We start from the raw sequence: 21,736 nt of genomic DNA on the forward strand, positions 1-21,736 counted from the left end.
GGATGACACAAGCAAGAAGCCCAAGTTGAGTTGTGTCCTCCCCGGCGGACTGCCACTTGCCGGCTCCGCCGACCCGCGCTGCGCGCGGTGGGTGTGTTGTGTGTGCAGTGTGGTGTGGCTAGCCGCAGACGGGGGTTAGGGCGGCGCAGGTTCTTGGGCCTAGGCCTAGGGTGGCTGCCAGTTCCAGGTCTTCGGCGGTGTCTACGTCGTTGCGTAGTGAGGGCCACGGGCCGATGAGGGGTTGTGCGTCTCTTGCGTGTGCCTCGGCCGAGCCGATGCCGAACCGGGGCATCAGGTCTTCGCCCGGTGCCGAGAGCAAGAGGGTGGTGCCGGTTCCCTGGCGGTCTGGGCAGAAGGCGCGGCCGTCGGCTGCGGCTAGGGCGAGCTTTAGTTCGTCGGTTCGGAGGGCTGGTAGGTCGGCTTGTAGGGCGCCCACTACTGAGTGGCGGTCTCGGGAACGTAGGAGGGTTGCGCCGTGGTGCAGGGCTTCGTTGAGGCCTTCTGGGCCTGGGGTGGATTCGACGCCCAGGGCTGCTAGTTCGGCGGCTACCGAGGGGTCGTCTGTGATGGCAAGCACACTGCGGACTACCGGCAAGGCGGCGGAGATGGTGTCCAGGGCGAACGCCAGCGCCAAGGACGGTCGGTCGTCGGTGACGCCAACCAAACGGGTCTTCGCACGTCGTAGGGCCTTCACCGGCACCACGAGGTCCACGTCGGCACGCACACAGCCATACTCCCCGATATCCGACGCCGACGAGCGCGGCCGGCGACTGGACCCGGGACGGACCTACGGGAAGACTCCAGGCGTCCGGCGGGTGACGAGAGGGAGTACAGGGTGGCCAAGGAGAAGGGCGGCTTCTGGGTGGGGTTCGCCGCGGCGGTCTTCTACCCGTTGACCGCGCTGCTGGCGCGGCGGCGCAACGAGGGTGGGGAACGGATCCCCAAGACCGGTGGCGCGCTCCTGGTGATGAACCACGTGTCCCACCTCGACCCCGTGTACGACGCCGTCTTCACCCACAAGCAGGGGCGGGTGCCGCACTTCCTGGCCAAGCACAGCCTGTGGAACGTCCCGTTCGTCGGAACGGTGGTCAAGGGCGCGAAGCAGATCCCCGTCTACCGGGGCACCACCGACGCCCAGCAGAGCCTGCGTGCCGCGCACGACGCCCTGGAGCAGGGGCTGGTCGTGGTCATCTACCCCGAGGGCACGATCACCAAGGACCCGGACGGCTGGCCGATGACCTGTCGCACGGGTGTCGCCCGCCTGGCGTTGGAGCACGACGTCCCGGTGCTGCCCGCCGCTCGTTGGGGCACCCGTGAGATCTACGACCACTACCGTAAGAAGTTCCGGCCGTTCCCGCGCAAGACGATCGTGACCAAGGTCGGCGCACCGGTCGACCTGTCGGCGTTCCGGGGCAAGCCGGAGTCGTTGCCGCTGCTGCGCGAGGTCACCGACGTGATCATGGGCGAGGTCAAGGACCTGCTGGCGGACGTTCGCCAGGAGGCCGCGCCCGTGGGTTTCTACTCCGCGAAGAAGAGCTGAGCGATGGAACGCGTTGCGGTGATGGGTGCGGGGTCGTGGGGCACGGCCTTCGCGAAGGTGCTCGCGGATGCGGGCACGGACGTCGTCCTGTGGGCTCGTCGGGCGGAGGTCGCCGACGAGATCACCCGGTCCCGGGTGAACTCGGGCTACCTGCCCTCGACCGTGCTGCCGGCCAACCTGGTCGCCACGCACGACCCGGAGAAGGCGTTGGACGGAGCGCAGGCCGTCGTGCTGGGTGTGCCGAGCCAGACCCTGCGGGAGAACCTGGCCGAGTGGAAGCCGCTGCTGCCGGGCGGAGCCACCCTGGTGAGCCTCGCCAAGGGTGTCGAGCTGGGCACGCTCAAGCGGATGAGCGAAGTGGTCCGCGAGGTCGCCGATGTGCCGGAGGACCAGGTGGCCGTGGTGTCCGGGCCGAACCTGGCCAAGGAGATCGCGGCCGAGCAGCCCACCGCGACGGTCATCGCGTGCACCGACCACGACCGGGCGGTGGACCTCCAGCACGCCTGTTCCACCTCGTACTTCCGGCCCTACACCAACGTCGACGTCGTCGGCTGCGAGTTGGGCGGGGCGTGCAAGAACGTCATCGCGCTGGCGTGCGGCATGGCGGCCGGGCTCGGGTTCGGGGACAACACGATGGCCTCGATCATCACCCGCGGCCTGGCGGAGACCGCGCGCCTGGGCGCGGCGTTGGGCGCTGACCCGTTGACCTTCGCGGGCCTGGCCGGGTTGGGCGACCTGGTGGCGACGTGCGCGTCCCCGTTGTCGCGCAACCGGACCTTCGGGGAGCGGCTCGGGCGCGGGGACACCGTGGCGCAGGCGCAGGAGGCCGCGCACGGGCAGGTGGCCGAGGGCGTGAAGTCGTGTTCGTCGATCCGTGAGCTGGCGGCGCGGTTGGGTGTGGACATGCCGATCACCGACGGCGTGCACCGGGTGTGCCACGAGGGGTTGGACCCTCGGCTGTTGACGTCGGCGTTGTTGGAGCGCGAGCGGAAGGCCGAGCGGCAGTGAGCGAGCAGGGGGCGGCCGTGAGTGGCTGGGGTGATGGCACGCGGGTGGTGCACTCGGTGCCGGCGGTGCCCGGGGAGCCGTTCGGCAGTAGTCCGGTGTTCGCCTCGGTGTACCACCTGGGCGGCTCGGACAGCTACGGTCGGCCGCACAACCCGACCTGGCGGGCGTTGGAAGCCGCTTTGGGGTCGCTCGACGGTGGTGAAGCGGTGCTGTTCCCATCGGGGATGGCGGCGATCTCGACCATGCTGCGGGTGGTTCTCGCGCCCGGGGACACCGTGGTGGTGCCGTCGGACGGGTACTACATGACCCGGAAGCTGGTCGCCGAGATGCCGGTGACGGTGGTGGAAGCGCCCACCGCCGGGCCGTACCCGTCGTTCGAGGGCGTTCGGCTGGTGTTGCTGGAGTCGCCGTCCAACCCCGGACTGGACGTGTGCGACATCGCGGCGCTCGTCGAGCAGGCGCATGTAGTCGGGGCCTTGGTGGCGGTGGACAACACGACGGCCACGCCGTTGGGGCAGCGTCCGTTGGAGCTGGGCGCGGACATCGTGGTGAGCAGTGACACCAAGGCGGTCGCCGGGCACAGCGATGTGCTGCTGGGGCACGTGACGACGGCCGATCCGGAGCTGGCGGAGAAGGTGCGGGCGGCGCGGACCACCGGCGGCGCCATCCCGGGGCCGTTCGAAGCGTGGCTGGCGCACCGGGGACTGGGGACGCTGGACCTGCGGCTGGCGCGGCAGGCCGAGAACGCGGCGGCGCTGTACGCGGTGTTGAAGGACCACCCGGCGGTGCACGGGCTGCGGTGGCCCGGCGCGCTGGAGGACCCGGCGCACGAGGTGGCCGCTCGGCAGATGCGTCGGTTCGGCGGGGTGTTGACCTTCGAGTTGGCTTCCGTCGAGGCGGTGGCGGAGTTCTTCAAGCGGTCGGAGCTGGTGGCGGAGTCGACCAGTTTCGGCGGGCTGCACACGACCTTGGACCGGCGGGCGCAGTGGGGTGACCCGGTGCCCGAGGGGCTGGTGCGGATGTCCGCCGGGTGTGAGGACACGGCTGATCTGGTGGCCGACGTGCTGAAGGCTCTTGATCACCTGGTCGGCTGAAGGTGTGTTCCGAGGCGTGGGAGGGCTTGCCCGGGGAGACCTCGGCTGTCACCCTCTTGGCATGTCTTTCCGCGCCATGAGCAACGGGCGGGGTCACATCGACCTCAGCCTGGTCGCCAGCGCGCTCTGTTCCTGTCGGTGATCGATTCGCGTCCTGTGGGCTGACGGCTCACGCTTCCGCACATCACCGAAGAAGAAGGAACCATGTTCGCCGTTCCGGAGAACACCATCGCCCTGCCCCAGTCGCACGCCGCCCTGCACCCGGTGCGGATCGCGCTCGACGTGGCCGTGCGGCGGGAGCGCTGGGCACACCTGCTGCGCTACGACCCCGACACCCGCTTCGCCGCGCTGGTCGAGAAGACCGAGCAGCAGGAGGTGTGGCTGATGAGCTGGCTGCCCGGCCAGACCGCCGACCTGCACGACCACGGCGCGACCAGCGGGGCGTTCACGGTGGTCAGCGGCGCGCTGACGGAGGTCGTCGCGCCCGGCCCGACCCAGGTGCTGCACCACCTGGTGGCCGGGCAGTCGCGCGTGTTCGGGCCGAACTACGTCCACCAGGTGCGCAACGACGGCGGGGACCCCGCCGTCACGATCCACGTGTACCGCGACGGCGAGCGCACCATGCGTCCGTTCCGCTTCGACCCGGTGGCCGGGCCGCTATCCCTGTGACGTCCCCGCGCGCGAGGTGACGTGCTCGGGCACGTCCCACTCGCCGACCAGCGACGGGTCGGGCTCGGGCTTGCCCCACGTCGAGTGCAGCGGCAGGACGCCCGCCCACTTCTCGTTGGCGGCCACGTCCTCGTCCTCGTCGCCGGGCGGGCCGGAGCGGATCTTCACCGACGCCTCGGTGAGGTCCAGCGCCAGCACGGAGGTCGCGGCCATCTCCTTGGGCGTGGGCTTGCGGGCGTAGTCCCACGAGCCGGGCGCGATGTGGTCGGTGAGCACCCGGAGGGCGTGCGCCTTCTCGTCCGGGTCCGTGACCGGGACGGCGGTGCCGTGGATGACGGCGGCGCGGTAGTTCATGGAGTGGTCGAACGCCGACCGCGCGTAGACCACGCCGTCCACGAGCGTCACGGCCACGCACACCGGGATGCCGGTCGCGGCCTCGCGCAGGCTGCGCGCGCCGGTCGAGCCGTGCAGGAAGATGCGGTCGCCGTCGCGGCCGAAGCCGGTCGGCAGCACCAGCGGCGCCCCGTCGACGACCACGGCGAGGTGGCAGAACAGGGCGTTGTCGAGCACGGCGTGCAGGGCGGCCCGGTCGGTGACGGCGCGGTGCTTGCCGCGCTTGATCGTGCTGCGGTCGGTCGGGGACAGCGGGGCGGTGTCCCCGGTCGGCTCCGTCGGGGGCGACGTGGTCATGTGGTGAGGTTCGCGGGTAAAGTGGTACTTCTCAAGGGCCAATTTCGAGGTGATCCAGGAGGCCACTTGTGGCCGAGACCGCACTGCCCGTGACGTTGGACCGGGCCTCCGCCGAGCCGCTGGCCGTGCAGCTCGCCGACGCCCTGCGCACGGCGGCGGCGGACGGGCGGCTGCGCCTGGGCGACCGGCTGCCGTCCACGCGGGCGCTGGCCGAGCGGCTGGGCGTGAGCCGGACCGTGACGGCAGCAGCATACGAGCAGCTGCACGCCGAGGGCTGGATCGCCGGCCGGCACGGCTCCGGGACGTACGTCACGACCACCCCGCCGGGCGCCCTGAAGTCCAAGCCGCGCAAGGCACCGGTGTCGCCTCAGCCCCTTGATGTGGTCGACCTCGCTCCCGGTGCGCCGTGGGCCGAAGGGTTGGACCGGGCGGCGTGGCGGCGGGCGTGGCGGGCGGCGGCGGACGCGTTGCCGTTGTTCCGGCCGCAGCGCGGAGGGCTGCCCGAGTACCGGGCCGTGGTCGCGGAACACCTGCTGCGGCACCGGGGGTTGGCGGTGCGGGGCGGGTTGAGCGACGAGCAGGTGCTGGCGACCGGTGGGACGACGGCCGCCCTGGTGGAGCTCGCGGCTGCGGTGTTCAAGCCCGGTGATTCGGTGGCCGTGGAGGAACCCGGGTACCAGCGGGCGGTGTGGGCGTTGCGGTCGGCCGGCGTGAAGGTCGTGCAGGCGCCCGTGGACGAGGAGGGGTTGCTCGTCGAGGGCGTGCCCGCGGGTGTGCGCGGGGTGTACTGCTCGCCGGCCCACCAGTACCCGATGGGCGGCCGGATGTCGGCGGCGCGGCGGGTCGCGCTGGTCGAGCGGGCGCGGGCGGAGGGGTGGCTGGTCGTCGAGGACGACTACGACGGCGAGCTCCGGTTCGACGTGGCGCCCCTGCCGTTGCTGGCCGCGCTGGCGCCGGACGTGGTGGTGCACCTGGGGACGACGAGCAAGATCCTCACGCCGACGTTGGGCGCCGGGTGGATGGTCGCGCCGGAGCGGATCGCCGCGGACGTGCTGGCGCACAGGGACCGGACCGGCACGAGCCCGTCGGCGGCCGGGCAGCGCGTGCTGGTGGAGCTGGCCCGGCACGGCGACCTCGGCCGGCACCTTCGCAAGCTGCGGCGTGAGCTGTCGGAGCGGCGGGCACTGGTGGCGTCCACGTTGGCGGCGGCGGGCGTGTCGGTGCTCGGGGACGACGCCGGCGCGCACGTGGTCGTGCTGCTGGAGGACGCGGTGGCGGAGCGCGAGTTGCTGGCGCAGGCGGAGGCGCGCGGGTTCCGGCTCGATGGCCTGGCGCGGCACCACGCGGGCCGGCCGAAGGTGTTCGGGGTGGCGATCGGGTACGGCGCGTGCTCGCGCGCCGAGCTGGACCGGGCCCTGCCGGTGTTGGTGGAGCTGCTGGGATCGGGCGTTACGCCATCCGGGTAGGGTCGCGAACCATGACACGAAAGACCAAGGTCGCCGTCGTGTTCGGCGGGCGCAGCAGCGAGCACATGGTCTCCTGCCTGTCCGCCGGCAGCATCCTCCCGCACCTGGACCGCTCGCGCTTCGAGGTGGTGCCCGTCGGCATCACCCAGGAGGACGGCCGGTGGGTGATCGGCGCCGACGACACCAAGGCGCTCGAGGTGCGCGACCGTCAGCTCCCGTCGGTGAACTCGCTCGTGCCGGTGTCCGGCGGCGAGCTGGTGCCCGTGTCGCCCGACGAGGTGCTGTCCGACGTGGACGTGGTGTTCCCGGTGTTGCACGGGGCTTGGGGCGAGGACGGGACCATCCAGGGGCTGCTGGAGTTGGCGTCCATCCCGTACGTGGGGCCCGGGGTGCTGGCTTCGGCCGTGGCGATGGACAAGGAGTTCACCAAGCGGCTGTTGCAGGGTGCGGGGTTGCCGGTGGGTGACTTCGTGGTGCTGCGGCGGGACCAGGAGACGCTGTCGGCCGAGGACCGTTCGCGGCTGGGGTTGCCGGTGTTCGTGAAGCCGGCGCGGGCCGGGTCGTCGGTGGGTATTTCGAAGGTCGTCGACTGGTCGCACCTGGACAGCGCGATCGCTTTGGCGCGCAAGACCGACCCGAAGGTCATCATTGAGGCGGCCGTGGTCGGGCGCGAGGTCGAGTGCGGGGTGTTGGAGTTCCCGGACGGGCGGGTCGAGGCGTCGCTGCCGGCGGAGTTGCGGGTGGTCGGGGGAGCGGTCGACTGGTACGACTTCGACGCCAAGTACTTGGATGATGTGTGCGAGTTCGACATTCCGGCGCGGTTGGAGTCGCATGTGTCGGAGTCGTTGCGGGAGATGGCGATCACCGCGTTTCGGGCGTTGGATTGCCAGGGGTTGGCTCGGGTGGACTTCTTTGTGACGGATTATGACGAGCTGGTGGTGAACGAGGTCAACACCATGCCGGGGTTCACTCCTATTTCCATGTATCCTCGGATGTGGGCGGAGACCGGGGTCGACTACCCTTCTCTGTTGACCACTTTGATCGACACTGCATTGTCTCGTGGTACCGGTTTGCGCTGACTCTGGTCTTTTCAAAGATCAAAAGCGCCTCGCCGGCGGGCAGGCCGCCAAGGATGGACGCAAGAGCAAGGGCAGGGCTTTTGCGTCATCCCCGTATGGCCTGGTGGTAGCCCTTCGGGCAGGCCATACGGGGATGACGCAAAAGCCCCGGGTGGGTGTGCGCGCTTCGCGCGCGCCGAAGGGATTCAAGCGTGCTACGCGCGCAAGGACGATGCGCTTCGCGCCCAGAGTGCGTGCTGCACAAGCGACCGTTGACGTCTTGCGGTGAGCTCTCAGCTCGCAGGGCCGTTTCTGTCGGTCCCCAGTGGGATAATGGAGACGGGGGCCGGAGGCCGCCCCTCCGCATCCGCCACACCAAGCCGGCGCACCGTCGACGCACAGCCAACGCACTGCCGACACCCCCGCGGACGCCCTTTTGCGCCACCGCCCCGAGCCGCCGTTAACCGCCCGAGCCAACCCACCCGAGGTCCTTGCGCCCCGAGGTCCTTCGCGCCGCCGCTGGCCTCGCCGCCCGCGCCGCTGGCGCCTGATTCCGCCGCAGTCGCCCCCGAGCTTCCGCCCCCGAGTCGCCCGCCCGAGCCGCCACCTGGACACCGCCCTGCCTGGCCGTCGCCGAGTGGTCCCGCCGCCCCGTACCGCCGTCGCCGCGCGGTTCAGCCCCGCACCGCCGTCGATGGTGTGTGCGGTGCGGGGTGGGGGTTAGCCCTTGGTGTCGATGGGGACGGCCGGCAAGGTGTCCCTGATCGTTGTCGAGATGTCCTGGAGAGGGCCGGTGCCGGCGTCTGCGGGCACGGTCAACGCCACGTAGGCCGGGCGGTCGACTACGTACCAGGTGGAGGCGCCTGCTTGTGAGATCTCCAGCCACTGGACGTCCGAGATCACGCGCAGTCGCGCGGTCTGGGTCAGTTCGGCCGGTCGGTCCAGGCCGCAGCGCAGGACGATCGGCTCGTGTTGTGCGTCACCCCATGCCAGGGCGCCCGGCGGGGCGGGGGTGGCCAGCTCTCGGCGGGGCATCTGGATGCTGTTCGAGACCAGTTGCATCGGGAGTTTGCTCAGCAGGGCCTTGCACTCCTCGGACTCCGCCTTCGGCGCGGGCACGGGGACCAGTGCCACCGGGCCCGAACGGTCCGCGGTGGGGCCTGCCGGGTCTTCCTTGCCGCCCGTGCCCAGGAACAGGCCCACGGCTGCCACGCCCGCCGCGAGCAGTGCCGGAAGGCCGATGGCCACCGCCAGCAGGGGGCGGGGGAGCAGGGACGTGGGTTCCGGTTCCTGTGCCACCCCGTTATGACAACACGGGCCTACAGGTGGACCACCGGGCAGGTCAGTGTTCGGGTGATGCCCTCGACGTTCTGGATGCGGGCGACCACGAGCTGTCCCAACTGGTCGACGGTGTCGGCCTCGGCGCGGACGATCACGTCGTACGGGCCGGTGACGTCCTCCGCGGTGGCCACACCGGGGATGCCGGAAATCTCTGCCGCGACGGCGGCTGCCTTGCCGACCTCGGTCTGGATGAGGATGTATGCGTGCACCACGGCGTGCCCCTTCGTCGCGACAGGTTAGGTCGGGGTAGGAACGTGGTCAGCAACGTACCCCAGTTGGGGTTCCGAATGCTCAGAACGGGAGGCAATCTTGCGTCCGGAGCCGCCGCTGAACGCGGACACGGTCGCTGAAGTGGGTGAGTTCGGTCTCATCCGCCGGGTGACGGCAGGGAGGACGCAGCCGCCGACGACCCTCCTCGGACCGGGGGACGACGCGGCCGTCGTGGCCGCCCCGGACGGGCGTGTCGTGGTGTCCACCGACGTGCTCGTGGAGGGTGTCCACTTCAGACTCGACTGGTCGTCTCCCGAGCAGGTCGGCCGCAAGGCGGCGGCCGTCAACCTGGCCGACGTCGCGGCGATGGGAGCCGTGCCCACGGCCCTGACGGTGGGGCTGGCGTGCCCCGCCGACACGCCCTCCTCGGTGATCGAGGGGATCACCGCCGGGCTGTGGCAGGAGGCCGCCGCCGCGGGGGCCGGTGTGGTGGGTGGGGACATGGTGTCCTCCGCGACACTGGTGATCTCCGTTACGGCCATCGGCGACATGAACGGACAGGAGCCCGTCACCCGGTCGGGAGCCCAAGTGGGTGATGTCGTGGCCGTGTGCGGACGGCTGGGCTGGGCGGCGGGTGGGCTCGCGGTGTTGCAGCGCGGTTTCCGGTCGCCGGTGGCGGTCGTCGGGGCGCAGCGGAACCCCGAACCGCCGTACGCGGCGGGTCCGCAGGCGGCGGCGGCCGGGGCGACGGCGATGATCGACGTCTCGGACGGGTTGTTGGCCGACCTCGGGCACATCGCGGACGAGTCGGGCATCGGCATCGACATCCGCACCGAACTGCTGGAGGTCCACCCGCGACTGCTGGACGTCGCCTCGGCGTTGGGCGCGGACGCGCGGCACTGGGTGCTCACCGGCGGCGAGGACCACGCGCTGGCGGCCACGTTCCCGGACCCGAAGGGCGTGCCGGACGGTTGGCGCACCATCGGCACGGTCCGCCACGGCGGCGGGGTGACCGTGGACGGGCGGGTCTACGAGAAGCCGCCGGGGTGGGAGCACTGGCGATAACCCCTGGACCGCCGGGTTAGGGTGGTGGATGTGGAACTATTCACACGGGCGTATGACCATCCAGACTCGGTGAAGTTGATCGCGGACCTCCAGCAGGTCTTCGTGGTCCGCTACGGCGACGAGGACGTCACCCCGGTCGACCCGGCGCAGTTCGCCGCGCCGCTGGGGCACTTCGTCGTCGGCTACCTCGACGGCGTGCCGGTGGCGTGCGGCGGCTGGCGGGCGCACGACGTGGCCGACGGCTCGATCCGGCCCGGCGACGCCGAGATCAAGCGCATGTACACGGTGGACTCCGTGCGGGGACGGGGTTTGTCGCGCCGGGTGCTCGCGGAGCTGGAGTCGTCGGCGCGGGCGGTCGGGCGCACGCGCATGGTCCTGGAGACCGGCACGCGCCAGCCCGAGGCGATCGGGCTCTACCGGAGCAGCGGGTACGAGCGCATCGACAACTTCGGTGTGTACCGGCATCATCCGGAAAGCCTTTGCTTCGCGAAGGAGCTCTAGGAGGACGCTCGTGCCGATCTACGCGCTGGGCGACTACGAACCGGTGATCCACCCGGACGCCTACGTGCACCCCGACGCCACCGTGATCGGCGACGTCCGCATCAGCGCCCACGCCTCCGTGTGGCCGCAAGCGGTGCTGCGCGGTGATTACGGGCGGATCGAGATCGGTGCGCGGACGTCCGTCCAGGACGGCACGGTCGTCCACTGCACCGAGGTGCACCCGACGTTGATCGGCGAGGAGTGCGTGATCGGGCACAACGTCCACATCGAGGGCGCGACCATCGCGGACCGGTGCCTGATCGCGTCGGGTTCGGTCGTGCTCAACGGGGCGGTGATCGAGACCGGGGCGATCGTCGGCGCGGGCGCGGTGGTGTCGTTCGAGGGGCACGTGCCGGCGCGGGCGATGGCGTTGGGTGTGCCGGCGCGGGTCCGCGAGGGCTACACCGTGCCGGAAGGTGCTTGGCAGTTCGCGGTGGAGAAGTACGTTCGGAACATCGTGACCTACCGCAAGGATCTTCGCCGGATCGACTGAGATAGGGTCCACCGCCGTGGCACGTCCCCTTGAGGAAATTGTCGAGGCCGGGTGGGCGCGCGCTCTCGCGCCCGTGGCCGATCAGATCGCGAACATGGGCGAGTTCCTGCGCGCGGAGGTGGCCGCGGGGCGGACCTACCTGCCCGCCGGGGAGAACGTGCTGAGGGCGTTCCAGCAGCCGTTCCACGGGGTGCGGGTGTTGATCGTGGGCCAGGACCCGTACCCGACGCCGGGGCACGCGGTGGGCTTGTCGTTCTCGGTGTCGCCGGAGACGCGGCCGATCCCGAAGTCGCTGATCAACATCTACAAGGAGTACGTGGACGACCTGGGGCACCCCAAGCCGTCCAACGGCGATCTGACGCCGTGGAGCGAGCAGGGCGTGCTGCTGCTCAACAGGGCGCTGACGGTGCAGCCGGGCAAGTCCAACTCCCACCAGGGCAAGGGGTGGGAGGCGGTGACCGAGCAGGCGATCAAGGCGTTGGCGCAGCGGTCCGAGCCGTTGGTGGCCATCCTGTGGGGGCGCAACGCGCGGAACCTGCGGCCGATGCTGGAGCCGTTCCCGTGCATCGAGTCGGCGCACCCGTCGCCGTTGTCGGCGGCGGCCGGGTTCTTCGGGTCCCGGCCGTTCTCGCGGGCGAACGAGTTGCTGGTGCAGCAGGGCGCGGAGCCGATCGACTGGAAGCTCCCCTGACCGCGATCGCCGGTGCGTGCCGAGCGGGTAGTTGACCGGTCGTCTAGTAGCACTGTCCGGTAGTTGACCGGTCGTCTACTGGCTTGCGGTAGCGCGGGCGCTGCTCGTTTGCCCGCGCCACCGCCTGACTACGACCGGGCCGCTGCCTTGCCCGACGGGGTCGCGCGTTGTCCGGCCGGGCCCCTGCCATTGCCCGGCCGGGCCGCCGCGTTTCCCACCTCGCCGTCTGCTGCCCGCTCGCGAGTTTGCCGCCCTTGGTCAGCCCCGCTCCCCGGCGCGTTGTGAAGGCCCTCGGCGCACCCGAAAAGCGTCCAGCACGCCGAAAGGCCCCCGGAGCGGAACTCCGGGGGCCTTTCGACAACGCTCGGACGCGGGACTCAGCCGCGAACCACCTTGCCCGCCTTCAGGCACGAGGTGCACACGTTCAGCCGCTGCCGCTGCGAAGACGAGACCTTCGCGCGCACGGTCTGGATGTTCGGGTTCCACCGGCGGTTGGTGCGCCGGTGGGAGTGCGAGACCGACTTGCCGAAGCCCGGCCCCTTGCCACAGACGTCGCACACGGCAGCCACGTCAGCCACTCCTTAAGGTTTCTCCAGCGGTACTCACGCCCCGGCGGGCGCGCAAGCGTGCACAAGCCTCAGCCGGGCATGGCAACCTGGACAGGGTAGCCCGTCGCCCACCACGCCTCCAAACCGGGGCCTTCCGCGATCGAATACCCTCCCCGCCATGCAGGTTCTCGACGCGGTGGCGGTGCGCCGGTGGGCGGACGCGTGTGTCCGGTCGCTGGACGCCGAGCGCGACGAGATCGACCGCATCAACGTCTTCCCCGTGCCCGACGGCGACACCGGCACGAACCTGTCCCAGACCATGCGCTCAGCCCAGGACTCGCTGCTGCGCGCCGGCGCGGACGACGCCGGTCAGGCGCTCGCCGCCCTCGCCAGGGGCGCGTTGCAGGGAGCGCGGGGCAACTCCGGGGTGATCCTCTCCCAGGTCCTGCGCGGGCTCGCCGAAGCCGCCCAGGGGGTGTCCGAAGCGGGTGGGGCCGCTATCCGCGCCGCGTTGAAGCGTGCTGACGAGCTGGCCACCGCCGCCGTGTCCAAGCCGGTGCCGGGCACCGTCCTCACCGTCCTGCACGCCGCCGCCGAGGCCGCCCGCGACTGCCCCTCCGACGACCTCGACAAGGTCGTCACCGCTGCCGCCAAGGCCGGGGGCGAGGCGCTGGCCGACACGCCCCGCCAGCTCGCCGTCCTGGCCAAGGCCGGTGTGGTGGACGCGGGCGCGAAGGGGCTGGTCGTGCTGCTGGACTCGCTGGTGGCGGTCATCACGGGCCGGCCGATCGAGCACGTGAAGACCTCGGCCCCGCCGCGCACCGCCGAGGCCCTGACCACCGCGCGCGAGGCCGGGTCCACCGACTACGAGTACGAGGTCATGTACCTGCTCGACGACCCGCGGGACACCGAGGAGCTCAAGCAGCGGCTGAACGCGCTGGGCGACTGCGTCTCCGTGGTCGGCGACGGCGCGGGCCTGTGGACCGTGCACGTCCACTGCAACGACATCGGCGCGGCGATCGAGGCGGGGGTCGAGCAGGGCCGGCCGCACCGCATCACCGTCGCCCGCTTCGCCGACCAGGTCGAGGCGCAGGCCGTCCGGTTCAGCCGGGACCGCGCGGTCGTCGTGGTGGTCGACGGGGAGGGCGCGCGCGAGCTGGTCCGGGCCGAGGGCGCGGTGGCCGCGGCGCCGACCGCAGGCCCAGCCGACCTGCTCGCCCTGATCGCGGGCACCCGCGCCCGGCACGTCGCCGTCCTGTCCACCGCCGAGGACGTGCGCGGCCCGCTGGACGAAGCGGTCGCCTACGCGGTCGCCGCCGGTCAGGACGTCGTCGTCGTCCCCACCTCCTCGCCGGTCCAGGCGCTGGCCGCGCTCGCCGTGCACGACCCGCACCGCCGGGCCGGCGACGACGTCGTGGCGATGGCCGAGGCCGCCGCCGCGACCCGGCGCGGCGAGGTGCGGGTCGCCGAGCGGGAGGCGATCACGTGGGTGGGTCGGTGCGAGCCCGGCGACCTGCTGGCCATGCAGGACGGCGAGGTCGTCCTGGTCGAGCCCGCGGGCACGGACCCCGCCGCGCTGGCGTGCCGGCTGGTGGACCGGATGCTCGCCGGCGGCGGCGAGCTGGTGACCGCGCTGCTGGGCGAGGACGCCCCCGAAGGGCTCGCGGAAACACTCGAAAGCCACCTCAGGATCGCCCATCCGGAGGTTGAAATCACGACGTACCACGGTGGACAGCCCGGCGCCGCACTCGTTGTCGGTGTCGAGTAGTTGAATGGTCGGCGATGACGACCTTCGACGACAAGCTGGTGTCGGTGCTGGGCGGGAAGAGCGCCGACGCGCTGGAGAGCGGACTCGGCCTGACGACGGTCGGTGAGCTGCTGCGGCACTACCCGCGCCGCTACGACGAGCGCGGCAAGCTCACCGAGATCAAGGGCCTGGAACTGGGCGAGCACGCCACCGTCCAAGCACGCGTGAAGAGCGTGCGGCACCGCAGGATGAAGAGCCGCAGCGGCGAGCTGCTCGAAGCCGTGATCACCGACGGGTCCTCGGACCTGCACCTGGTGTTCTTCGGCCGCGGGTCGCGGGCCGTGGAGCGGGAGCTGTTGCCGGGGCGGGAGGCCATGTTCGCGGGCAAGGTCGGCATGTTCAACGGCAAGCTCCAGCTCGCCCACCCCGACTACCAGGTGCTCGACGACGTGACCGACGACGCCGCCGCGAAGTTCGCCGGGGCGTTCATCCCGGTCTACCCGGCGGCGCAGGGCATCCAGTCCTGGCACGTCTCCAACTGCGTCGAGCAGGTCCTGGCGGTGTGGGAGGGGCTCGACGAGGACCCGCTGCCGCAGCGGCTGCGCGAGTCGCAGGACCTGATCGGGCTGGAGAAGGCGATCCGGTTCGTCCACCGCCCCGACAGCTGGGCCGAGATCACCCTCGCGCAGCAGCGCCTGAAGTGGGACGAGGCACTGGCCGTGCAGCTGGCCCTGGCGCAGCGCCGCAAGTCCGCCACCGCCCGGCCCGCGCCCGCGTGCCCGCCCCGGCCCGGCATGGTCCGGGACGCGTTCGACGCGCGGCTGCCGTTCACGCTCACGGCCGGCCAGCAGGAGGTCGGCGAGGCGATCGCCCGCGACCTGTCCGGCGAGCACCCGATGAACCGGCTGCTCCAGGGCGAGGTCGGCTCGGGCAAGGCCCAGCCGCTGGACGCCCTGGTCCTCACCCCCGAGGGCTTCCTGCCGATGGGGGAGATCGAGGTGGGCGCGGAGGTGATCGCCGCCGACGGCACCACGACGACCGTCACCGGCGTGTTCCCGCAGGGCGAGCGCGAGGTGTACCGGGTGGTGCTGTCGGACGGGAAGTCCGTCGAGTGCGACCTGGACCACCTGTGGCAGGTGCACACCGGCGAGGTCAAGACGCTGCGCGAGCTGCGCGACGACCTCCACGACCTGGGCGGCGCGCCGAAGTGGCGGCTGCCGCTGGTGGTCGCGCCGGACGTGGACTGCGTCGAGCTGGCGCCGGTGAAGGAGCGCCACGAGCTGCTCCAGGGCCTGCTCACCACGGGCGGGCGGTGCGACGGCGTGGACGTCGTGTTCTCCACCGAGTCGGAGAACCTGGCCGAGTACGTCAGCGAGCTGGCCGAGTCGCTGGGCGGCACCGGCCGCATCGCGTACGGGTACGAGCTGCACGAGGTGACCGTGCGGCTGCCCGAGGAGTTCCCGCCGTTCCGGGACGCCCTGGACCGCACCGCGCCGCCGGTCCGGCACGTCGAGGCGGTCGAGTTCGTCGGCGTGAAACCGGTGCAGTGCATCTCGATCGCGCACCCGTCCAAGCTGTACGTGACCGACCACTTCGTCGTCACGCACAACACGATGGTCGCGCTGCGGGCGATGCTCCAGGTCGTGGACGCGGGCCGGCAGGCCGCGATGCTCGCGCCCACCGAGGTGCTCGCCGCGCAGCACGCCCGGTCGCTGGGCGAGCTGCTGGGCGACCTCGGGCAGGCGGGCGAGCTGGGCGCGGCCGAGCACGCGACCCGCGTGACCCTGCTGACCGGGTCCATGAACACCGCCCAGCGCAAGAAGGCGCTGCTGGAGATCATGACCGGCGAGGCCGGGATCGTCGTCGGCACGCACGCCCTGATCCAGGACAAGGTGGAGTTCCACGACCTGGGCCTGGTCGTGGTGGACGAGCAGCACCGGTTCGGCGTCGAGCAGCGGGCCGCGCTCAGCGGGCGCGCGAGCGGGTCCACGCCGCACGTGCTGGTGATGACGGCGACCCCGATCCCGCGCACGGTCGCCATGACCGTCTACGGCGACCTGGAGGTCTCGGCGCTGCGCGAGCTGCCCGCGGGCCGGTCGCCGATCAGCACGTCCGTGGTGCCGGTGGCGCAGAAACCGTCCTGGCTGGACCGGGCGTGGCAGCGCATCCACGAGGAGGTCCGCAAGGGCCACCAGGTGTACGTGGTGTGCCCGCGCATCGGCGACGGCGAGTCCGAGGAGGACGCGCCGCCGAAGAAGGACGACTCCTCCGACCGCCGCCCGCCGCTGGCCGTGGTGGACGTGGCGCGGAAGTTGTCCGAGGGGCCGTTGCACGGGTTGCGGATCGCCATCCTGCACGGCCGGATGCCGCCCGACGACAAGGACACCGTGATGCGGGCCTTCGCGTCGGGCGAGGTCCAGGTGCTGGTCGCCACGACCGTGGTCGAGGTCGGCGTGAACGTGCCGAACGCGACCGTCATGGTGATCATGGACGCCGACCGGTTCGGCGTCAGCCAGCTCCACCAGCTGCGCGGCCGGGTCGGCCGGGGCAGCGCGCCGGGGCTGTGCCTGCTGGTCACGGAGATGCCCGACGGAACCTCGACGATGGAGCGGCTGCGCGCGGTGGAGTCCACACTGGACGGTTTCGAACTGGCCCAGCTCGACCTGGAGCTGCGGCGCGAGGGCGACATCCTCGGCGCGGCCCAGTCGGGCAAGCGGTCGGGGTTGAAGATGCTCTCCCTGCTGCGCGACGAGGACGTGATCGCGCAGGCCCGGATCGTGGCGACCGAGGTCGTCGACGCCGACCCGGACCTCGCGGAGCACCCGGGCCTCGCCGGCCTCGTGGCCGGGCTGCTGGACGAGGAACGGGCGGAATACCTGGAGAAGGCGTAACACGATGCCCGGGGACCACGCCCAAGCCGGCGAACAGACACAGGCACCCGACCACGGCCGGGCCGGCGACCACACCCGAGCGGGCGACGACGCCACGGCTCTCGACCGCGCCCAGGCCGGCGACGCCAAGGCTCCCGACCACGCCCGAGCGGGCGACGCCACGGCTCCCGACCGCGTCCAGGCGGTCGGCAACGGCCAGGCGGGCGACGGCGGTCAGGGGGGCGACGGTGGCCAGGTCAGCGACTACGACCGGGCGCGGGCGGAGGCGTTGGAGGTGCTGCGCGGCCGGCCCGACATGAGCGACCTGGTCGTGCGGTCGATGGTGCCGGGGTGGCTGTCCACGCGGTACCTGTGGTCGATGGAGGCCTCGGGCGCGGTGATGCTGCTGGCCGGGGTGCTGTCGTGGCTGGCCAACCCCGGGCCGTGGTTCCTGCACGTCGTGGACCTGCTGCTGCTGGTGCTGGGCGGGGCCACGCTGGTGCGGGTGTGGCACGAGGTCCGGCACCGGCGGGCGGAGGCGATGCGGCTGCGCGAGCACGGTCCCGACGAGTGCGACACGCTGGTCGACTCCGGTGTGGTCTTCCACGCGCGGCCGTGGTGGCGGCGGCTGCTGGGACTGCTGTTCGACCTGGCCGTGGTCGCGTTGCCGGTCGTGGTGGCGGCACGGGCGTGGACGGTCGGGGACACCGGGCAGAAGCTGTTCTCCGTGCTCGCGGTGGTGTGCGTGCTGCTGGGGTCGGCGCTGATGGTGCACGCGGCGCGCACCGGGTGGCAGTGGCGGCGGGCGTTCCTGTGGGAGTTCGACCTGGACCTGCCGCCGGTGCGCGAGGAGTGGCACGTCCTGCTGCGGTGAGCGGCATTTATTTGCAGTCGCGTGGAATGCCGATAGTGTTCCTATGGTTTTCCGCCCGTAGATCTGCGGTGTGGTGAGCCTTCCTGGTCGCCCATTCTCCGCTGTGCCACAATTTCGGTATTCGGGTTCTCTCGGTTCCGCGGAGGCACGGTTGGCACTGGTCGAGCGATTCGTGCTGGGCGTCGACATGAAGGATTTCTCGACGCGGCCCGCCCGCATCCAGGACTGGCTGTCCACCGAGCTGGACCGGATCCTGGACGAGACCTCGGCCCGCGTCGGCCTGGACCGGTCGCGCTGGGTCCGGCAGCCCGGCGGCGACGGCGAACTGGCCGTGCTGACCGCGGACGTCGACCTGGTCGCGATGGTCGGCGACTTCGTGCGGCACCTGGACCGGCTGCTCACCGACCACAACGAGATCGCCGCGCCGAACGCCGCCATGCGGCTGCGGGTCGCCATGCACACCGGGGCGCTCAAGGAGAGCCGGTTCGGGTTCGTCGGGGACGCCCTGATCACGCTGGCGCGGCTGCTCGACTGCGCCGGGGTGCGCGACGCGCTGGACGCGGCGCCGGACGCGAACCTCGCGCAGATCATCTCCGGGTCGTTGTTCGACAAGGCGGTGGCGGCGGAGTTGGACGGGTTGCGCCCGCGCCAGTTCCGGCAGGTCGAAGTGCGCGTGAAGAGTTTCCGGGAAATCGCTTACGTCCACGTGCCGGGCGCTGCGGTCCCGCTTCCGCCGGCCCCGCCCCCGCGGTTGTTCAAGTTCCCCGAATGGGACTTCCCGGCGCCGAAACCGCCGGTCGAGGAGAAGCCGGCGGAACGGCCGGTGCGGCAGGCGGTCGCGGTGCTCGGCGACGACGTCCTCAAGCTGCTCGACGACCTGCGCGCCGCCCTCGGCCGCGGCGCGTGGGAGCAGGCGGACGTGCTGACCACGACCGCCCTGCTCACCGAGGCCGGGAGGGTCGAGGCCGGGTGGCTGCGCTTCGACGACGGCGGGCGCCTCACCGACCGGCTGTTCGCCGGGCTCGACGCGGCCTGGTCGGAGCACTCCGGCGGCGCGTGGGGCTTCCGCGCCCAGCGCGACAGCGCACCCGATGCGCGGACGCCGGGGTACTTCCGGGCGCTGTTGACGGCCTTCGGGTGGAGTGCGGACGGCGACGGCACAGTCCCGCCCTACCCGGAGTTCAGCTTGCGGGCGGACCGTTCCCTGCCGTTCTACCCGACGTTGCGGAACCCGGCCCGCGAGCGCTTCCCCGAGTGGCACGACGAGTGGGAGCGCACCGTGGTGGCCGTGCACAGCAGGTTGCGGACGTGGACATGAAGGACGTGGTGCTCGTGGCGGTCCTCTGGGCGCTCCCGGCGGTGGCGTTCCTGGTGTGGCTCGGGGCGACGGGGTGGTGGCGGCTCTCCGACGACGAGGTCGGCGTCGTGGAGCGGCGCTTCGGCAAGCGGCGCCCCGACGACGACCCGGTGATCAGCCTCTACGGCGCGAAGGGCGTGCAGGCGGGCGTCATCGCGCCGAACTCGAGCAAGTTCCTGCCGAAGTTCCTCTTCGACGTTCACCGGGTGCCGCTCACGCGCGTCCCGAACGGCACCGTCGGCGTGGTGGTCGCCCACGCCGGCCGCCCGCTGCCGCTGGGCCAGTCGATCGCGAAGCACGTCGAGTGCAACCACTTCCAGGACGCGGCGGCGTTCCTGCACGGCGGCGGCGAGCAGGGGCGGCAGCAGCAGGTGCTGCCCAGCGGGACGTACCGGATCAACACCAGGGCGTTCACCGTCATCACCGTGGACCGCCCCGAGGAGATGGCCCGCGAGCACCTGACCGAGGCGGACCTGACCACCGTGGACCTGGAGGTCGGCGAGGCGGGCGTGGTGATCACCCGCATGGGCGCGAAGCCGGACCCGGACGAAGTCGGCCCGCCGGTGGACGGGCACCTGAGCTTCCAGCTGCCGTGGGTGTTCGCGCAGAACGGCGGGCGGCTGGGCGTGCAGCGGGAGACGCTGGACGGCGGCGGTCGCTACTCGCTCAACCCGTGGTTCGCGCAGGTGGTGAAGGTGCCGACGCGCGTGCTGATCCTGGAGTGGAACCGCGAGCACAAGCCCGACGACAACCTGGACGCGTCGCTGGAGCAGATCGTCCTGGACGTGCAGGGCTACACGGTCCGCCTGGACATGAAGCAGACCGTGCAGATCCCGCCGGAGGTCGCGCCGAACCTGGTCCAGCGCTTCGGCACGCGCGGCCCGGGTGCGCTCACCCCGGTGCAGCAGTTCGTGCAGAAGGACCTCGCGCCGACGGTGAAGAGCTACTTCCTGCGCAAGGCCGCCGGCTACCGCATCCAGGAGTTCATCACCAAGTACAGCGAGGTCAGCAACGACCTGGCGGCGGCGGTGCGGCAAGCGATGGAACCGATCGGCGTGAAGGCCATCCGGACCACGCTGGAGGAGTTCGAGTGCGACCAGCAGGAGATCAACGACCTGCGCCGCGAGATCGCCAACCAGGAGAAGCGGGCCGAGCTGGAGGCGGCTCGGCTGGCGGAGCTCAAGGCGTTGCAGGTCAACGAGGAGGTCCGGGTCGCGATCCAGGTCCAGGCCGTTCGGGTGGAGGAGGAACGGGCCAAGCTGGGGTTGCTGGAGATCCGGGCGCTGGTCGAGCTGCTCGGTCCGGCGCAGGTGGCGACGGAGCGGATCGTGCGTGAGCTGGCGAAGGCGCCGGTGCCGCAGGTCATCGGTGGGAACGGGGACATGGCGCAGCAGCTGCTCAGCGTCATGCCGATCGCGCAGGCCAGGGACATGCTGATGGGCCTGCTGGAGCAGAACCCGCCCAGGCCGCGCGCGGTGGGGGAGTAGTAAGGAGCGGCGAGGCGCGGGGGAGTGGTACGGAGCGGCGAGGCGGGGAGTAGCGTCGCTGCACTGTGCGCCGTCTGCTGCTCGTGCTGATGCCGTTCGTGCTGGTCGCATGCACGACCAACCCCGACCCGGCTCCCCCGACCGCTCCCTCGCAACCCAAGGGCGACTTGGCGGTCCTGGCGGAAAAGATCGACCAACGCCGCTCCGAACTGAAGACCGCCCGCTTCCACACAGAGGGCTTCGCCTCAGACGGCGCGTCCACGGAAGTCCGTAGTGTTGTGGATGGCACCGTGCGCCAGGAGGCGGAGGGCATCACGGGCTCGATGGCGATGACCATGACCACGGCTGGTCAGACCCGCAAGATGGATCTTGTGATCGCCCGCGAGGGTTTGTACGTGCACGTGGACGGGGCTCCCATGCCGGAGGGCAAGAAGTGGGGGCTTTACACGTCCGGGAACAACGCCGAGGTGACTGCCTTGTTGCGGGGGTTTGGTCCTGGGGCGACGGTGGGCGCGGAGTTGGACTATGTGCAGCCTCGGGCGGCGTTGATCGTGTCCAAGGCGGCCGAGGCTGTGGATGGGGTGGCGGCTACCCGGTATGACCTGGTGGTGGATCCGTTGAAGATGGCGAAGGTCATCAAGGATTCGGATATCCAGTTGCAGCACACGCAGTTGGCTGAGAATGGGGTGGCTATCAATGCGGTGGTGTGGGTGGATGATGCCGGGACGCCGTTGAAGGCGGAGTACCGGTTCGAGTTGGGGGGTAAGGTGGTCAAGCAGTCGACTACTCGGTTCATGGAGTGGGGCGGCAAGTTCGATGTTCCGCTGCCTCCGGCGGCCGAAGTGATTCCCGCCGACCAGTTGCCCCGCTAGCCAATTGCCCGCGCGCAAAGACTTCCGGTCCCCGCTCGTAGGGCGCTACGCGCCGAAGGCGCGAGCCGAAGCGGCTAGCGCCCACGGGAAGGGCCTCGGTTTCTTTCCCCGTCCGG

At 71.3% G+C, this 21,736-nt stretch carries 21 protein-coding genes; 16 read left to right on the plus strand and 5 right to left on the minus strand.

The genetic code is table 11. The features are described 5' to 3' along the window. Window positions 1-118: 118 nt before the first annotated feature. A complete protein-coding gene (gene cofC / locus WBN91_RS32705; protein WP_337728141.1) occupies window positions 119-724 on the minus strand; it encodes a 2-phospho-L-lactate guanylyltransferase in 606 nt (201 codons plus the stop codon). A gap of 111 nt (window positions 725-835) precedes the next feature. On the opposite strand from cofC, the gene WBN91_RS32710 reads away from it, so the two are divergent. The 4 genes from WBN91_RS32710 to WBN91_RS32725 all read left to right on the plus strand — a co-directional run bounded on the left by WBN91_RS32710 (window position 836) and on the right by WBN91_RS32725 (window position 4,311). Beyond that, entirely contained in the window at window positions 836-1,540 is a 705-nt protein-coding gene (locus tag WBN91_RS32710) for a lysophospholipid acyltransferase family protein (protein WP_337728142.1), read from the plus strand. 3 nt (window positions 1,541-1,543) lie between these two features. Continuing rightward, entirely contained in the window at window positions 1,544-2,548 is a 1,005-nt protein-coding gene (locus WBN91_RS32715) for an NAD(P)H-dependent glycerol-3-phosphate dehydrogenase (RefSeq protein WP_337728143.1), read from the plus strand. A gap of 17 nt (window positions 2,549-2,565) precedes the next feature. Continuing rightward, window positions 2,566-3,642, plus strand: a complete 1,077-nt coding sequence (locus WBN91_RS32720) for a cystathionine gamma-lyase (protein ID WP_337729428.1) — start codon at window positions 2,566-2,568, stop codon at window positions 3,640-3,642. A gap of 204 nt (window positions 3,643-3,846) precedes the next feature. Then, on the plus strand, window positions 3,847-4,311 hold the full coding sequence (locus WBN91_RS32725) for a cysteine dioxygenase (protein WP_337728145.1): 465 nt from the start codon (window positions 3,847-3,849) through the stop codon (window positions 4,309-4,311). Here the strand turns inward: WBN91_RS32725 and WBN91_RS32730 are convergent. Beyond that, window positions 4,300-5,001 (minus strand): pyridoxamine 5'-phosphate oxidase family protein, encoded by a 702-nt coding sequence (locus WBN91_RS32730; protein ID WP_337728146.1) that lies wholly within the window; start codon window positions 4,999-5,001, stop codon window positions 4,300-4,302. The two genes, WBN91_RS32725 and WBN91_RS32730, sit on opposite strands and share 12 nt — an antisense overlap. Before the next feature lie 68 nt (window positions 5,002-5,069). Between WBN91_RS32730 and pdxR the strand changes: the two genes are divergently transcribed. Both pdxR and WBN91_RS32740 read left to right on the plus strand, forming a co-directional pair. After that, window positions 5,070-6,467, plus strand: coding sequence for a MocR-like pyridoxine biosynthesis transcription factor PdxR (gene pdxR / locus WBN91_RS32735; RefSeq protein WP_337728147.1), 1,398 nt, complete (start codon window positions 5,070-5,072; stop codon window positions 6,465-6,467). Between the two features lie 11 nt (window positions 6,468-6,478). Continuing rightward, the gene (locus tag WBN91_RS32740) at window positions 6,479-7,546 is read left to right on the plus strand and encodes a D-alanine--D-alanine ligase family protein (protein ID WP_337728148.1); all 1,068 of its coding nucleotides are present in this window, start codon (window positions 6,479-6,481) and stop codon (window positions 7,544-7,546) included. 699 nt (window positions 7,547-8,245) lie between these two features. Here WBN91_RS32740 and WBN91_RS32745 read toward each other — a convergent pair. After that, a complete protein-coding gene (locus WBN91_RS32745; RefSeq protein ID WP_337728149.1) occupies window positions 8,246-8,824 on the minus strand; it encodes a DUF3515 domain-containing protein in 579 nt (192 codons plus the stop codon). A gap of 20 nt (window positions 8,825-8,844) precedes the next feature. After that, window positions 8,845-9,078, minus strand: coding sequence for an Lrp/AsnC family transcriptional regulator (locus tag WBN91_RS32750; RefSeq protein WP_015104517.1), 234 nt, complete (start codon window positions 9,076-9,078; stop codon window positions 8,845-8,847). A gap of 97 nt (window positions 9,079-9,175) precedes the next feature. On the opposite strand from WBN91_RS32750, the gene WBN91_RS32755 reads away from it, so the two are divergent. The 4 genes from WBN91_RS32755 (at window position 9,176) to WBN91_RS32770 (ending at window position 11,865) form a co-directional block, all read left to right on the plus strand. Then, window positions 9,176-10,141: a thiamine-phosphate kinase gene (locus tag WBN91_RS32755; RefSeq protein WP_337728150.1), complete on the plus strand. Its 966-nt coding sequence runs from the start codon at window positions 9,176-9,178 to the stop codon at window positions 10,139-10,141. Between the two features lie 69 nt (window positions 10,142-10,210). Then, window positions 10,211-10,642 carry a GNAT family N-acetyltransferase gene (locus WBN91_RS32760; protein ID WP_443217839.1) on the plus strand — a complete coding sequence of 144 codons (432 nt, stop codon included), beginning with the start codon at window positions 10,211-10,213 and terminating at the stop codon, window positions 10,640-10,642. 10 nt (window positions 10,643-10,652) lie between these two features. Further along, on the plus strand, window positions 10,653-11,174 hold the full coding sequence (locus WBN91_RS32765) for a gamma carbonic anhydrase family protein (RefSeq protein WP_337728152.1): 522 nt from the start codon (window positions 10,653-10,655) through the stop codon (window positions 11,172-11,174). Between the two features lie 16 nt (window positions 11,175-11,190). Beyond that, on the plus strand, window positions 11,191-11,865 hold the full coding sequence (locus tag WBN91_RS32770) for a uracil-DNA glycosylase (protein WP_337728153.1): 675 nt from the start codon (window positions 11,191-11,193) through the stop codon (window positions 11,863-11,865). A 377-nt stretch (window positions 11,866-12,242) separates the two neighbouring features. On the opposite strand, the gene rpmB is transcribed toward WBN91_RS32770, so the two are convergent. After that, window positions 12,243-12,434: a 50S ribosomal protein L28 gene (gene rpmB, locus WBN91_RS32775; RefSeq protein WP_015804671.1), complete on the minus strand. Its 192-nt coding sequence runs from the start codon at window positions 12,432-12,434 to the stop codon at window positions 12,243-12,245. A gap of 157 nt (window positions 12,435-12,591) precedes the next feature. Here rpmB and WBN91_RS32780 point away from each other — a divergent pair, with 157 nt between their 5' ends. The 6 genes from WBN91_RS32780 to WBN91_RS32805 all read left to right on the plus strand — a co-directional run bounded on the left by WBN91_RS32780 (window position 12,592) and on the right by WBN91_RS32805 (window position 21,620). Further along, window positions 12,592-14,181, plus strand: coding sequence for a DAK2 domain-containing protein (locus WBN91_RS32780; protein ID WP_337728154.1), 1,590 nt, complete (start codon window positions 12,592-12,594; stop codon window positions 14,179-14,181). Between the two features lie 14 nt (window positions 14,182-14,195). Then, the gene (locus tag WBN91_RS32785; RefSeq protein WP_337728155.1) at window positions 14,196-17,051 is read left to right on the plus strand and encodes a helicase-related protein; all 2,856 of its coding nucleotides are present in this window, start codon (window positions 14,196-14,198) and stop codon (window positions 17,049-17,051) included. Between the two features lie 4 nt (window positions 17,052-17,055). Then, on the plus strand, window positions 17,056-17,904 hold the full coding sequence (locus tag WBN91_RS32790; RefSeq protein ID WP_337728156.1) for a hypothetical protein: 849 nt from the start codon (window positions 17,056-17,058) through the stop codon (window positions 17,902-17,904). Window positions 17,905-18,055: 151 nt separating this feature from the next. Further along, the gene (locus tag WBN91_RS32795; RefSeq protein WP_337728157.1) at window positions 18,056-19,222 is read left to right on the plus strand and encodes a GUN4 domain-containing protein; all 1,167 of its coding nucleotides are present in this window, start codon (window positions 18,056-18,058) and stop codon (window positions 19,220-19,222) included. Then, the gene (locus WBN91_RS32800; protein WP_337728159.1) at window positions 19,219-20,748 is read left to right on the plus strand and encodes an SPFH domain-containing protein; all 1,530 of its coding nucleotides are present in this window, start codon (window positions 19,219-19,221) and stop codon (window positions 20,746-20,748) included. The genes WBN91_RS32795 and WBN91_RS32800 overlap by 4 nt, the downstream gene beginning before the upstream one ends. A gap of 65 nt (window positions 20,749-20,813) precedes the next feature. Next, the gene (locus tag WBN91_RS32805; RefSeq protein WP_337728158.1) at window positions 20,814-21,620 is read left to right on the plus strand and encodes a hypothetical protein; all 807 of its coding nucleotides are present in this window, start codon (window positions 20,814-20,816) and stop codon (window positions 21,618-21,620) included. Window positions 21,621-21,736 lie beyond the last annotated feature (116 nt).

The organism is Saccharothrix sp. CCNWYY140, assembly GCF_037401995.1.
Lineage (GTDB): Bacteria > Actinomycetota > Actinomycetes > Mycobacteriales > Pseudonocardiaceae > Actinosynnema.

Bases quoted from the DNA above. Each gene is read 5' to 3' on its own strand.
- WBN91_RS32715 (WP_337728143.1), top strand. From the start codon at position 1,544: ATGGAACGCGTTGCGGTGATGGGTGCGGGGTCGTGGGGCACGGCCTTC.
- WBN91_RS32725 (WP_337728145.1), top strand. From the start codon at position 3,847: ATGTTCGCCGTTCCGGAGAACACCATCGCCCTGCCCCAGTCGCACGCC.
- WBN91_RS32730 (WP_337728146.1), bottom strand. From the start codon at position 5,001: ATGACCACGTCGCCCCCGACGGAGCCGACCGGGGACACCGCCCCGCTG.
- WBN91_RS32740 (WP_337728148.1), top strand. From the start codon at position 6,479: ATGACACGAAAGACCAAGGTCGCCGTCGTGTTCGGCGGGCGCAGCAGC.
- WBN91_RS32780 (WP_337728154.1), top strand. From the start codon at position 12,592: ATGCAGGTTCTCGACGCGGTGGCGGTGCGCCGGTGGGCGGACGCGTGT.
- WBN91_RS32785 (WP_337728155.1), top strand. From the start codon at position 14,196: ATGACGACCTTCGACGACAAGCTGGTGTCGGTGCTGGGCGGGAAGAGC.
- WBN91_RS32790 (WP_337728156.1), top strand. From the start codon at position 17,056: ATGCCCGGGGACCACGCCCAAGCCGGCGAACAGACACAGGCACCCGAC.
- WBN91_RS32800 (WP_337728159.1), top strand. From the start codon at position 19,219: ATGAAGGACGTGGTGCTCGTGGCGGTCCTCTGGGCGCTCCCGGCGGTG.